Annotated in this window: 13 protein-coding genes; 2 read left to right on the top strand and 11 right to left on the bottom strand. The window is 51.0% G+C overall.

Annotated elements, in window-relative coordinates; all coding sequences use genetic code 11:
* Positions 1-157: 157 nt before the first annotated feature.
* The 9 genes from lptE to HG66A1_RS25990 form a co-directional block, all read right to left on the bottom strand.
* A complete protein-coding gene (gene lptE / locus HG66A1_RS26030) occupies positions 158-679 on the bottom strand; it encodes an LPS assembly lipoprotein LptE (protein ID WP_145043990.1) in 522 nt (173 codons plus the stop codon).
* 45 nt (positions 680-724) lie between these two features.
* Positions 725-2,197 carry an outer membrane protein assembly factor BamD gene (bamD, locus tag HG66A1_RS26025; RefSeq protein ID WP_145191133.1) on the bottom strand — a complete coding sequence of 491 codons (1,473 nt, stop codon included), beginning with the start codon at positions 2,195-2,197 and terminating at the stop codon, positions 725-727.
* A 31-nt stretch (positions 2,198-2,228) separates the two neighbouring features.
* A complete protein-coding gene (recO, locus tag HG66A1_RS26020) occupies positions 2,229-2,975 on the bottom strand; it encodes a DNA repair protein RecO (protein WP_145191130.1) in 747 nt (248 codons plus the stop codon).
* Between the two features lie 259 nt (positions 2,976-3,234).
* Positions 3,235-3,537, bottom strand: a complete 303-nt coding sequence (locus HG66A1_RS26015; protein WP_145193918.1) for a hypothetical protein — start codon at positions 3,535-3,537, stop codon at positions 3,235-3,237.
* A 214-nt stretch (positions 3,538-3,751) separates the two neighbouring features.
* On the bottom strand, positions 3,752-4,522 hold the full coding sequence (locus HG66A1_RS26010) for an alpha/beta hydrolase (protein WP_145191127.1): 771 nt from the start codon (positions 4,520-4,522) through the stop codon (positions 3,752-3,754).
* 63 nt (positions 4,523-4,585) lie between these two features.
* Entirely contained in the window at positions 4,586-5,323 is a 738-nt protein-coding gene (locus tag HG66A1_RS26005; RefSeq protein ID WP_232102050.1) for a peptidoglycan recognition family protein, read from the bottom strand.
* A 353-nt stretch (positions 5,324-5,676) separates the two neighbouring features.
* Positions 5,677-6,558, bottom strand: a complete 882-nt coding sequence (locus HG66A1_RS26000) for a putative DNA-binding domain-containing protein (protein ID WP_145191124.1) — start codon at positions 6,556-6,558, stop codon at positions 5,677-5,679.
* Positions 6,555-7,478, bottom strand: coding sequence for a DUF692 domain-containing protein (locus HG66A1_RS25995; RefSeq protein ID WP_145191121.1), 924 nt, complete (start codon positions 7,476-7,478; stop codon positions 6,555-6,557). Before HG66A1_RS25995 ends, HG66A1_RS26000 begins: the two co-directional genes overlap by 4 nt.
* A gap of 126 nt (positions 7,479-7,604) precedes the next feature.
* Positions 7,605-8,144, bottom strand: coding sequence for a hypothetical protein (locus HG66A1_RS25990; protein ID WP_145191118.1), 540 nt, complete (start codon positions 8,142-8,144; stop codon positions 7,605-7,607).
* Between the two features lie 592 nt (positions 8,145-8,736).
* Here HG66A1_RS25990 and HG66A1_RS25985 point away from each other — a divergent pair.
* Entirely contained in the window at positions 8,737-9,549 is an 813-nt protein-coding gene (locus tag HG66A1_RS25985; protein WP_145191116.1) for a DUF255 domain-containing protein, read from the top strand.
* 138 nt (positions 9,550-9,687) lie between these two features.
* Here HG66A1_RS25985 and HG66A1_RS25980 read toward each other — a convergent pair whose 3' ends face one another.
* Entirely contained in the window at positions 9,688-10,566 is an 879-nt protein-coding gene (locus tag HG66A1_RS25980; RefSeq protein WP_145191113.1) for a YHS domain-containing protein, read from the bottom strand.
* A gap of 359 nt (positions 10,567-10,925) precedes the next feature.
* On the opposite strand from HG66A1_RS25980, the gene HG66A1_RS25975 reads away from it, so the two are divergent.
* Entirely contained in the window at positions 10,926-11,783 is an 858-nt protein-coding gene (locus HG66A1_RS25975) for a hypothetical protein (protein ID WP_145191110.1), read from the top strand.
* Between the two features lie 32 nt (positions 11,784-11,815).
* Here HG66A1_RS25975 and HG66A1_RS25970 read toward each other — a convergent pair whose 3' ends face one another.
* Complete coding sequence (locus HG66A1_RS25970; RefSeq protein WP_145191107.1) at positions 11,816-12,424, bottom strand: methylated-DNA--[protein]-cysteine S-methyltransferase; 609 nt, start codon at positions 12,422-12,424, stop codon at positions 11,816-11,818.
* Positions 12,425-12,465 lie beyond the last annotated feature (41 nt).

The raw sequence follows: 12,465 nt of genomic DNA, 5'->3' as shown, positions 1-12,465 counted from the left end.
GTCTGGCTTGAGGCCCGATGAGATTTCGCAATCCGTACTTGTGTAGTAGACAGGTTCATCTGAAAGGTGGGGATGGTTTAAATTGTTGGGTTTCTGAAATGGTATAGGATTTTATCAGGATAGAGAGATCCTGACCATGTGTGTTTGTGAATCAAAATTACCAGGGGGCTTCCATAAGTTGTACAATTTGATTGGCCAGCTCATCGGTGACTCTCTGGGTCGCTGTCGCCAGGGATTGCCCGACTTCCGGTGCAAACGAAGCCTGGGAAACCAGGTTGACGACATCGGCAGTAATGGGAACCTGCTGCTGTGACAGAATTTGGCCACTTCGCATATCTTCCCAGGTGACATCCACGACAAACTCCAGATTCAGATTACGAGGATCGTCATTCTGAGTGGTCCCCAATACTGATTTATTGATTTTTCTGATGGTCCCGGTAAGCCGGGTATCAGCTTCTACGCCTTTGGCCAGTCGGAAAGGAGTTCGTGACTGAATCTTACGCTGCACGGCCTCGGTTAACTGGTACTCATATCCACGACGCAGAGTCTGATTTTCAAAAATAGGTACATACACTGTCTGTACGTCGGGCTGATACGAATTGCCGACGGTGTAGCCGCAGCCTGGCAGATTGACTGACAGCACCAGCAGCACGAACAGGTTGACCACAAAACGTTTCATAAGCTAAGTCATACAGGGTGATACAATTCTGCCAGGCAGAGAGGTTTATAGTTGGATCCGTGCCGGTTCCGGTTCTCCGTCTGACGGAATTCTTCTAATCGGTTCGTCCAGTCCATCCAGTCTCAAACGGGCCGGTGGTTCAAGTCCCGTATCCTCAGCGGGTGCCTGCTCAGCAGGTGCTTTGGACGGGGCGGGAACCGCCTTGGGTTCGTCGCTGCCAAAACCGGGAATGCCCGGAAGTGAGAAGCGAGATGGTTCTGGTTCTTTTTCAGCTGACTTTTTCCCTGGCACCGCGTAATTGGCCCAGAGATGATTCGTGTTATCGCGTCCCAGTTCGGCCAGCAGATCGCGGGCCTGATTGGCAAAGGGAGACGTGGGATAATGTTCGATCAGCAGGTTACAGTACACAGCAGCTGACTTGGGTTTGCTGCGGCGCATCCAGTATTGAACGGTCTCCCACTCACGCTTCGCTTTCGCGTATTCGATTTTCTGAAGTTCCGTCTTCAGCCGTTGTTTGTCGGCGTTGGGGAACATTCGCAGTGTGGTTTCTTTCAGGTTTCCAGCATCGTCGAGCACGGTGGCATCGTAGCGGGGACCCTGATAAGACATGAGTTTCACGTGCGTTCCCAGCATGAAGGCATCCTTCAGGTGGGGGCTTTTTGGATACTCTTCACGCAGCAGGCCGAATGTTCGGTCTGCATCCATGTAACGCCCCTTCTGCAGGTAGTGACTGGCGGTCAGCATCAGAGCGTCATCGGCCAGGGGACCGGTGGGGTCATGCAGCCAGATGGATTTGAGGGCTTCGAGAGCACGGTTTTCGGTATCGAACACAGGGCGACTGCGGTCAAACAGGTTGGGCACCAGTGCCCAGCGGCTGCTGCGTTTTTTACCATCATCGGGCAGTTCGGGGGAGTCCGAGCCCGGTTCCTCCAGGTTAACCTGCTGGACTTCACTACCGGAAATGATCGAAGGATCCTGTAACCAGTGGCGTGCGATGGTAAACATCCGCTTGGTCGTCTGATCGAGGTGACGTGTAGAAGGGAAATCTACCAGCAACTGATCGTAGCTGTCCTGCGCCCAGGAGTATCGCTTCCGGGCAAACTGACACTCGGCGATCATGAATTGAGCGTCTTCTCGAATGGGATCGTTTTTGAATTTCTTGACGATAGCCTTGAATTCTTTTTCAGCCTCTTTGTAATTCTTGGCGTCAAACAATTCCTGGGCTTTTTTGTATTCAGTTGCACCAACGCCAGGTTTGATGAAATTGGATTCCCGTTCTTTTTTCCACATCGCTGTCTGCAGCACGCGCTGCATAGGGCCGCGTACGTTGTCGATAGTGGGATCATCGGTCACGCTTTTTTTAGACCAGGGCGGTTTCCACGCGGATAATCCGGTCGAACGGTCGCTGAACATGGCGCAGCCCGTGGCACTGATACAGACGCTGAGAATCAGAGCCTGAACTACAGTGCGGAATACGCGTGAAGTTTTATTAAGTCGATCATAAGTGGACATGGTCATCCGTGACTTCCACCTGAGGAAAATGAATTGATTACAGTTTGAGGTAGGACGCCATTTTGGGGCGACGCCCCAGGATATGGGACATGGTAGTTGACAGCAGGTGTCGAATCTCGCGTTGTTGTTGAAGGGACAGGTTCAGTCGCTGGGACAGTACCGTTTTTTCAGTTGACAGTTTCTGCAGTACCGAGATGGTTCCCCGCGAGACACGCACATTTCCGTGTCTCTGCTGTTCACAATCCCGGCAATACACTCCGCCGTTGTGGGCATCATAGAGATACGCTTCAGCAGGCCCCAGTTCGCCGTTACAGCCGGCACAGTATTCGAACTGAGGAAGCTGACCGATCTCCTCTAATATGGTTAATTCAAATTTAATCAAAGGTTTCTGGAAATCGTCTTGTTCCTGCAGGTGCTGTATTGTTTCGCAGACTGCATCGTACAGCTCCGGATGAGGATCGTACTCCTCTGTCAGAGCATCCAGCAGTTCTGCGATATAATACCCCACATACAGGTGAGACAGATTTCCAGGATAAGGTCGAAAACGATTCACGAGCTGGGCTTCGGTAAGAATATCGAGCCCGCCGGAAGATTTTCGGATGAAGACTATCCGACATGTGGCAAGTAAGTCAATAGCAGCCTCAAATGAGCTTTTCAGCCGCTTGGCACCTTTCGCCAGACACGCAGTTTTCCCAAAGTCCCGCGTAAACCAGGTAACCACTTTGCTCGACTCGCTGAAGTCGGCCAGTCGAATGATGATACCTTCCGTTTTTTCGTTTGACATAAAGCTGTAACTGCCGGGCGTTTTGAATTGGGATCGGAGGGCTGGTCAGGGGAGGTCTATTGCCTGGGAAAAGTGAAACTGTGATTCCTGAGCCAGGATTCGTTCTGGGGTAATTTTAGAATGTCAGTGTCGATTGTGGAAAGTGGAACTGACTGGAAATTCAGTTCTCAGAGGGGAATTAAAAAAGCCTGCGAAATACTTCGCAGGCTTTGGTGTTCAGATCACGGGGCGTGCTGTAGAGAGTCACGCAGGGAGTCTTTTAAAAGACGTCCAGATAGAAGTGATTGCCTTTGTGGTAAGGGCGATCACTGGGGTAGAAGTTGTGCCAGTCTTTGTTGTAAACCGGGATTCTCATATTTTCCGGATAGCGGTAATAGAGATTGTCATAACTCCCCTGAGGTCGCTGGAAGTTCTGGGGATAATAGACATAGGGGTAATAGTAGAATCGTTTCCAGTCGGTTGGTTGTCCGCGTCCGGCTGCCTGTGCATCAGCAGGGGAAAAAGACGTGGCCAACCCAACCACAAACAGGAACAACCCTGCGAGCATGAGACGCCGCACCATCATAGTTCTCTCCTTGCCGGTCGGTAGAATAAAGCGAACAGTCCACAAAAGGCTGCCCGTAAATTTCAGCAGTCGGACTCCGGTGTCGGTACCGGGTTCCAGTTAATTCATCGGCCAGACCGGACGCATTACGACAGGAAACTTCGGCATAAACCGATTAATCGTCGTAATTGAAACTGTACAGGCGCAATCAGCTGTGGGCAGAGAACATGACTCAGGCCAGCTTCGCAGTAGAAATTCCTTCCATGATCCAGTAATCGAGGGCCCGCAGAAGTTCGCGCCCCTGGTTTTGTCCTGAATGCTGAGACGGATGCGGGAGTTGGACATCCGCGCCTCTGGTTTTCCAGAGTCTCATCAGTCGCTGTGTGGACAGGGGCTGCTGGGAGTGCTGTGGATCCAGCAGAATCCGTTTTCCTGCGAGATTACCGGTTTCCTGGTACTGGAAATCATGCTTGCTGAAATGTCCCTCCAGGAGAGCGGCTCCCGCAAACAGGTTCTCTGACTGCAGCAGCAGGCGGGTGGCAATTGAACAACCGGTGCCCTTCCCTGCCAGATAAATCCGATCGGGATGGATGTGGAATACCTTTTTCAATTCTTCTACCGTCTGTTCCACCTGACTGAGAAACAACTCAATAAACAACTGGCTGTCGGGCCAGCGATAGCCGTTCTGTGGTGCTTTGGGATCAATGGCCGGAGCCCGGAATGAAAGCCCCAGATAATTCCGGGTACTGATTTTGGGCATTACGGTATGCAGGTCGTGTTCTGATCCACAATCAGGATGCAACCAGATCACGAGCGGATAAGCGTAACCCGACTGGTAATGTTCAGGGCGAAACAGGGAAATATGCTTCAGCGGCAGATTCAGAGTGGTCTCTGTCTCCGAGGTCGGTTCCGAGTTGCTGCCTGAAGTATCGAGACGGTCTAACCCTCTGCTCTCTGTCTGTAAAACATGTTCAATCCATTTAAGACGTTGAGAATAATCCATTTTCATTTTGCTTTCAGTGAGTGAATCAGGGGGTAGTCTTAAATGTGGGGTTGTCTGGTAGGGCTATTCCTGAGCCAGTTCGATCTCAGGTTTTCTCGTGGGTTCAGGTGGGGACGTTGATCCCAGAACGGGCAGATCAACGGCAGAGGCGACTTCGCTCATGGGGAAGTATTTCCCGGGGCAGGCGGTCGCTTTCACATCGCGGTGTCCCTGTACGTTCTGGCTGGAGATATTGTATTCCGCTTTGAGTACTCCCACGAGCTTCTTCACAGCAGCCATTTGTGCGTCTGTGGGAGGTTCATTTTCAAAATTTCCAACCAGACAGATCCCGATCCCTTTCTGGTTGTACGCATTATTTCCTGCATGGGCTCCATGCATCTGCTCACGCCAGCGGAAGGTGGATTCGATCTCTCCGTCGGGCATGCCATTGCCATTGCCAATCACGAAGTGATAACCGATTCCCAGCCAGGAATTACCGGATTTATCCTTTTTCTTGCTGTGCAGTTCGTGAATGCTCTCGACACTGCCTGATGACGACGCGGTGTGATGAATCACAATATATTCCCAGTCACGCACCTCTGCTTCGGGTTTCCAGGGGTTTGACGGTTCGATTGCAATCGTCGGAGGCGTGGTAAACAGAGGCCCCGTGGGGGCTGGCTTTGCTGCTTGAGCCGGGTATTGAGGGGCTGGCATGGGAGCGGGGGAATTAATAGTCACAGGAGGCAGGGAGTTTCGTTGCGTACACCCCGCGATTTCAAAGGCTGGCAACATTGCAACACAACACATGATGATGCCCTTCATATTGCTGCCCTCCCTGACAGCCCCGCTGCTGATCATTTTCTTGAAAATAAGCTAAAGAATATTCCGTGTGTAATTTTTATAAGTCGGGACTGTAATTCCGAGCCGTTTTTGTGTCAATGCGGGGCACGCGGGTGCTTTGAGGCGGCGACCTGTCAGGCGACAATACATCCTGATTTGTTGATTTGTATCTGCCTGCGGAGCCGATATTCCCTTGATTTTGAGCAGTAATTCTTTTGCCAGACTATCTAAATTTCCCATTCTTTTCAACAGGCACGATTTTGAAGCAAAAATTGAATTCGCTTGATTTCGTCTCAAGTCCCGGAAATCCGCTCTGAGATCAGCAGTTGCTCCACTTACTCAGTTGTAAATCCAATAATGAACGCCGCGGCAGTCCAGTGGCGAAACCATTCGTGCAGATGAGCGACGAGATCTTCGGGATCCAGCAGTTTTGCTTCTATCAGCACGGCTATCGCTTCTCCGATTCTCCGTCCCTCCTGCAATTGTGAAAGCAGTAAGTATTCAGGCTCGGAAATGCTCTCGCGTCGGACAACAAAGTTGCGGCGGGTGATCGCCAGCCAGGTGGTTTGGGGGACCGGAATGGCTGGCTCTTCTGACTTCCGGACAGAGGTAATGAATTCGTGCACAGGATAGTGGAACCGGCACAGTCGGAAGCAGGGCGCTAACTGCAGTTTCAGTTCAGGCCACTCTTCGGGAGAGAGGGAGTTCAGTTTTTCCGGCGTCAACAGGGGCGTCTGCTCGATGCCCGGTCCATCGAAGACTTCGCTGTAAAGTCGCTCCAGCGTTGCGACTTCCACGAGGAAATCGGTCCAGTCCGGTTCGTCTGACTGTTCCCGAGCCGGTCTGTTTTCAGAGAGGAATTCAGGGAACTGGGCGCCCAGATCCCCCAGGGTATAACTGGTTGAGGGACACGACTGCAGATATTGCATACAGAAAGCCCCAAATGCGGTCTCTCCCAGAACCGCGATCAGTGCCGGGTATTCCTCACTCAGGCATTCCAGTAACCGGGCGTAATAGGCGTTGGCATAGATTCCAATGCGTTCCTGACTGGTCAATTGGCTGGAGCGGGTAATCACGGTTTCGAGTTCATCAGGGTTGAGAGGGATCGCAGACTGCGCATCCTCTGAAGCAATTCCATCCTGGATTTCACCCGGCCAGGTAATTACGGCCTGCATCCAGCGCTGAATCTGCTCCAGATGGCGTGGTTGCTGACTCATTCGAATTCTGCCGCGATAAATGAAGCCGGATGCGGGATTGCCTCAGACTGGATAGACCCGCTTTCCGGGGAATCCTGCGCTGGGATGACCAGGTTTTCATCCATGTATTGCCGGGCTTTTAAGACTTCTGCGTGCACGGTCGGGAAAGGCGGAATGTCAGCGTCCCATTCCAGTAGTGTTGCCACGCCTCCCGTACGCTGATGTAGCAATTGAAACAGATTCCAGACCGGATTCACCACATGGCCGTTGTGCGTGTCAATCAGATGCGTGCCACAGTTCGTGTGGCCCGCCAGGTGACACTGCACGACCCGTTCTGCCGGAATTGACTCTACGTAAGAGACGGGATCAAATTCATGATTCACGCTCGAGACATAGACGTTATTGACATCCAGCAGCAGTCCACAATCGGCTTCTTCCGCCATGCGACAGATAAATTCACACTCACTCATGGTCGAATCTTGAAACTCGAGATAGCTGCTCGGATTTTCGAGGATCAGGGGCCGTTCAAGAATCTCCTGAACAGTACGAATCCGTTCGACGATATGCGTCAGCGTCGCTTCAGTGTAGGGAATCGGCAGCAGGTCGTGGGTGTTCCGACCTGCCACTCCCGTCCAGCAGACATGGTCTGAAATCCAGCGGGCATTAACTGAGTTGGCCAGTGTTTTCAGTTTATGGAGATAGTCCCGATTGAGGGGATCGGTGCTGCCGATTGAGAGGGAGACCCCATGCATGACGATCGGGTAGCGCTCTGCAATCTGCTCCAGAACGTGGCGGGGGCGTCCCTGTGAATCCATGAAGTTTTCGGAAATGATTTCGAACCAGTCGACTTCCGGCTGATGTTCCAGAATGTGTGAGAAGTGAACGGTCCGCAGACCGACTCCCAGTCCGAGATTTTCATGTCCAAGACGCGGCTCTGTCATTCGTCTTTCCCTCTGAGCGATTTCCCGGGTGCTGTTGTGTTTACAGTGTGGTGATCTGGCTCAAAAAACAGGCCCCTGATCCAATGTGCTGGATCAGGAGCCTGTCGAATTTTACTTTATGCGAGATTACTCTTTTTTAGGTTCTGGAGCGGGACCGACTTTCTTGCCGGCTTTTTCCATCGCTTTTTCGAATTCAGCGCGGGCCAGTTTCCAGGCACCTTCCATCAGCGGAATATGACAGCCCCCTTTTCCTTTACAGGAATTCATACCGGGGTTGGTGCCACAGCCACCCTGGCCTTTGCACTCGTTCTGACCAGAGCAGGCATGCTCGGCGACAGAAGCACAGGCACCCAGGCCAGCACAGTCGTTTTTGATGCCTGCGTTCGTTCCTTTGCAGGTATTCAGTCCACGACAGACGTGTGGCTCTTTCATCAGCAGGCTGACATCTTTATTTCCCTTTGCCGCTCCTGCATCATCGGCATGATCGTGGTCGTGATCATCGTGTCCTTCAGAGGTTGTACTACCGGCTTCGTCACCGGTTGCTGGTGTCTGCGGAGCTGGTTCTGATTTTGGCTGGCAGCCCGTCATCGAGCCAGCGACCATCCCACCAAAGGCGGCGAGTGTCATTCGATTAAAATCACGTCGATTGAGATCAGGACGTTTCATGGAATACCTCAACGTTTCTATCGCAGGAAAGAATGAAATTTCAGACAAGGAGTTAAGACTAAAACCCGCTCCTCAATTGTTCTGTGAGTTATCTCACATTTGACTCTGAATTTAAACTGAGGATACGGCAAATCAAAGAAAAATCCCCCTTCTCCTGCTCTCAAAGTCTGAGCTGTAAACTCCATGAATTTCAGAGTTTGAGTATTCAAGTCACAGGCAAGTCCTGCCTGCTGGAACTGCTTTTGTAAGCTGCTTTACAGTCCCTGGCGCACAGAAAGACGATCTTCATCACAGACGGATTTATGACAAAATTATCCAATAAAATATGAATACTTTACGTATGAAGTATGTTGGTAACTCTGAAAAAACTACCGACACAACCTACCCTGCAAAAGCGGTCGCACTGTGAAACTGGGGGAGATAAATCCCCTGCGTTATCCTCAGTGTTTATCTGAGCTTACGAATCGTTCTAAACCTCAAATCAATTACAAAAATCTGATCCAGAATAATCCTGCAAACTGAACGAATCATCAAATCTGTCCGATATGTAAAGCGTGCAGGAATTTTTGGGCTACTATCATAAGGGATTGTTATGCGCGCCAGGAACTTACTCGTTCTGACATTAAGTTTTGTTTTTCTCCAGTCTTTCACTCCCGCCTTGAGAGCGGATGAAATCAGCTGGCAAACCAACCTGAAGCAGGCTGCCCTGCAGGCCCGCGCTCAGGAAAAATCAATGTTCATTCAGATTGGAGCCAGCTGGTGTGGCTACTGTCATAAAATGGATAAAGAAACCTTCAAAGATCAGAAGGTGATTAAGCACATCAATTCCTGTTTCATTCCACTTCGCGTGGATGCAGATGAAAATCCGGAATTCGTAGAAGCCATCGGTGTCGCCGGTCTGCCTACAACGGTCATTATTTCTCCCGAGCTGAAGGTGGTCAAAAAGCTGTCAGGTTATGTGGCTGCCCGCGAAATGTCGGGACACCTGCAGAAAATTTGCCTGGTAAATCATGAGCAGGCTGCTCCTGCGAAAACCCAGACAGCAGAAATCAAGAAAATGAGCCAGAAGGAAGTGGTTCCCGAATTTGCATTCAAAGGAGTCTGTCTGGTCAGCATGCTCGACGACCAGGAGCTGCGGGAAGGGAATGCGAAGTTCACTTCAGAATTCAAGGGACGTAAGCTTTGCTTCGCTTCTCTTGAACACAAACATAAGTTTGATGCGAACCCGATGGAATACTGGCCGGCTTTCGATGGACAGTGTCGTGTATCGAAACTGGAACGAAATCAATCTGTCGAAGGTGATCCCTACGCAGGAGGCGTCTATCGGGAACGTCTGGTGTTCTTCTCCAGTGATGCAGAGCGGGAGCGCTTTACATCAAATCCTTCTTATTACCTGGCCCGGTAATTAAAAAACACCTGACAGCGTTCTTCAACTCAGGTTGGAAGAGAGAGGAAGAACAGGCGCTGCCAGGTGTTGCCAATAATCAATGTATTCAGACAGCCTGAAACCAATTGGTCTCAGGCTGTTTTTTTGTTGCTTCGCTTATTTCACGGTTTCAATTGATTGAGGGGCGAGCCAGACGAATTTGCCTTTAGATGCAATTTCTTTACCTTTGACTTTGACCTTCAAGCTCTCAAAACGGCTGTCATACAGGCTGGGATGGGATTTGTGAGCACCTTCGATCACATAGATTTTTCCATCCTCACTTTTAACGGCGAGTCCCAGTTCTCCGGGATCCTGTTTAGGATGTACGCCAAACTGACAGGCGGCACAACCGGTGGTTCCAGTGACTGAGACAAGCTGTGATGCAGCATCCGTGGTGCTACTGGTGCTGGTGTCAGCTTTAAGCTGGGAAATATATTTATCAGGACTTGCCTGGAATTTCTGCATAACAGCTTCACTCGGAAACTGGTAACGCATGCCTTTATGGATGGCAGTAAACTTCGCTTTACCAGGCACATCTTTTCCACCATCGACCTTGCAGACGATGCATTTTCCGTCACAGGCCAGATCGACGTCTGAGTATTTTGCAGGTGCTTTATCAAATACAGCTTTGATCTGTTCGTTGGGGAACAGAAAGACGCGTCCCTGGTAAAAGCTGATGTGATCGACGGTTCCCGGATTGCGATGACCATCATGATGGGCATAACAGACGGTGCAGTCACCCTTGAGTGCCGGCACATACTTTTCGGGGCTCGCCTCGAATTCCTGTTTCACTTTTTGAGATGGAAAAAGATAAGTCTGGCCATCGAAGACCACTTTGAATTCCGGTTTCCCTTTGACAATTTTCTTTCCATTCACCAGGCAGACGGCACAGTTTCCATCTAATGCAACGGGAGCTTCTTTGGCTTCCACGGCATGGCTGAGCATGACAGTTGATGCCAGAAATGCTGCCGTTAAAAATACGCGGACCAGATTCATTCGTTTCTCCTGAAAAATTACTCGAACAGACGTTTTTAGGTTGGGCCATGGTTCGAACCAGGGGGCGGCTGTGTCAGACGGTCCCCTTGTGGCATGTTTTGAATCACAACAGGTGAATCACAGCCTCAGTATTGCAGGCGGTCCGGGTTCAATCTGTGGTGTATTTCACACTCTGCATATTTTTCTATTCTCGAAGTGAACTGCGGTCATGACCTGCTTGAGCTCTGGTCTGGAAATGAAAAACGGTCTTGCATCAAATGGCCAAGTATTGATAATCCCTGTCTCTCTCCCATCTACAAAGCATTTCAGCGAACTCTCAAGTCCTCTCCAGTTATTCAGTTATCAAAACCAGGTGCCTTATGTGGTGCACAAGTTGCCAGTCAGATGTGGCTGCCGAAGTCTCTTCCGATTCCACGCGGATCCATTGCGCGATCTGTGGAAATGACATGGGAAGTACGGCTGCAGCTCGAATCAGTGATAAAACCAAAGAAGCCCGCGAACTGCTGGCGCGCTGGTCGAATCGCGATATTCTGGACCCCTACGGGCCTCTGACAAAAGCCGAATCACGCGTGCAGGACGCTTCTTCGTTATTTGCTTCCACAGAACAGAAGCCGCCAGAAAATTTGAAACCGCCAGTAGCAGAAACACCGCAGGTGAAGGAAGCCCCCGTTGCGGCTCCGAAGAGTGAACCCGCTTTCGTACAGGAAGATTCTACCAGCTGGACAGACGAAACTTCAGAAACGGAAGCTTACAACACAGAAGAAGTCGAAGAAGAATACGAGCCAGTAACACCGCGCCTGCATTCCGATTTTCGCGATATTCAGAGCCTGATCGAAGAAGAGGATCAGAAGCCGAACTGGCTGGGACTGGTCGGTCAGCTGATGGCCTATGGTGGCGTGGCAGTCTTAACGATTGGAACGACACTCGTGCTCTGGGGTTACTATGGTGGACCAGCCAACTATGCTTCTACCGGCTGGTTGATCAGTACTGCCGGGCAAATGCTGCTCTTTCTGGGAGTCATTACGCTCGTGTCTGCAGGCATGGAACAAACCTCGAATTCCGTCACCCGGCGGATCGATCGCCTGGGGCAGCGGATCTTTCTGTTTGAACAGGCCATGCTCGATCAGCAGCAGGAAGCAGAACGCAAAAAACGAACCGCAGCATCTCGCTCCCGCGCAGCGTCAGACAGATCAGCTGAACTGCGAAAGTCCGCCTGAGACGATAGCTCGCAGAGTCTCTGGAAGCGGGCTTACTCTGTGAATCCCCGGGATTCGAGTTGCAGCAGATGCGCTTTCAGCGAAGTTCCCTGTGGAGCAGAAAAGCCTCCCAGTTTTCCTCCCGCAGCAACAACTCTGTGGCAGGGGATCAGCACTGGAATTCGATTTCCGGCCATCACCGTTCCCACCGCGCGAGCGGCCCGTGGTGAGCCTGCTTTACTGGCCAGCTCTCCATAAGTGATTAACTCACCGTAACCGACCTGCTGCAGGGCCTGAATGACTCGGGACTGGAATGCCGTCAGTTGAGGCAGGTTCAGAGCGATGTCCTGAAAATCGACCCGGGCTCCCTGAAAATAATCCTGAAGTCGCTCTCGTAGTTCTGGAAACCAGTCGGCTTCTTCGATTTGTTCCTCTTTAAGCTCAGGATTTTGCTCGCAGATTTTTTGCAGTGATTCCAGTGCATCAGCGCGGGAATGGTGTCCCATCCAGAGTCGGGTTACCGTATTATCCCTCCCCAACAGTCCACACCAGCCTGTTTCGGTGGTAAACAGGGAGCATTTCAGGGGAGATGACTGACCAACACTGGTTTTCTGTTCGCTACTGCGAACTCCCTGCGGATCTGCAACTGTTCTTTGACCCATCTGAAAACCTCCGGTAGAATAGGCTGACTGTTGCGCTTCTG

This window comes from Gimesia chilikensis (genome assembly GCF_007744075.1).
Lineage (GTDB): Bacteria > Planctomycetota > Planctomycetia > Planctomycetales > Planctomycetaceae > Gimesia > Gimesia chilikensis_A.
This window is presented reverse-complemented; position numbering and strand designations above follow the sequence as displayed.

Bases quoted from the DNA above. Each gene is read 5' to 3' on its own strand.
- HG66A1_RS25975 (WP_145191110.1), top strand. From the start codon at position 10,926: ATGTGGTGCACAAGTTGCCAGTCAGATGTGGCTGCCGAAGTCTCTTCC.
- HG66A1_RS26005 (WP_232102050.1), bottom strand. From the start codon at position 5,323: ATGAAGGGCATCATCATGTGTTGTGTTGCAATGTTGCCAGCCTTTGAA.
- recO (WP_145191130.1), bottom strand. From the start codon at position 2,975: ATGTCAAACGAAAAAACGGAAGGTATCATCATTCGACTGGCCGACTTC.
- HG66A1_RS26010 (WP_145191127.1), bottom strand. From the start codon at position 4,522: ATGGATTATTCTCAACGTCTTAAATGGATTGAACATGTTTTACAGACA.
- HG66A1_RS25980 (WP_145191113.1), bottom strand. From the start codon at position 10,566: ATGAATCTGGTCCGCGTATTTTTAACGGCAGCATTTCTGGCATCAACT.
- bamD (WP_145191133.1), bottom strand. From the start codon at position 2,197: ATGACCATGTCCACTTATGATCGACTTAATAAAACTTCACGCGTATTC.
- HG66A1_RS25995 (WP_145191121.1), bottom strand. From the start codon at position 7,478: ATGACAGAGCCGCGTCTTGGACATGAAAATCTCGGACTGGGAGTCGGT.
- HG66A1_RS26015 (WP_145193918.1), bottom strand. From the start codon at position 3,537: ATGGTGCGGCGTCTCATGCTCGCAGGGTTGTTCCTGTTTGTGGTTGGG.
- HG66A1_RS25970 (WP_145191107.1), bottom strand. From the start codon at position 12,424: ATGGGTCAAAGAACAGTTGCAGATCCGCAGGGAGTTCGCAGTAGCGAA.
- HG66A1_RS25985 (WP_145191116.1), top strand. From the start codon at position 8,737: ATGCGCGCCAGGAACTTACTCGTTCTGACATTAAGTTTTGTTTTTCTC.
- HG66A1_RS25990 (WP_145191118.1), bottom strand. From the start codon at position 8,144: ATGAAACGTCCTGATCTCAATCGACGTGATTTTAATCGAATGACACTC.
- lptE (WP_145043990.1), bottom strand. From the start codon at position 679: ATGAAACGTTTTGTGGTCAACCTGTTCGTGCTGCTGGTGCTGTCAGTC.
- HG66A1_RS26000 (WP_145191124.1), bottom strand. From the start codon at position 6,558: ATGAGTCAGCAACCACGCCATCTGGAGCAGATTCAGCGCTGGATGCAG.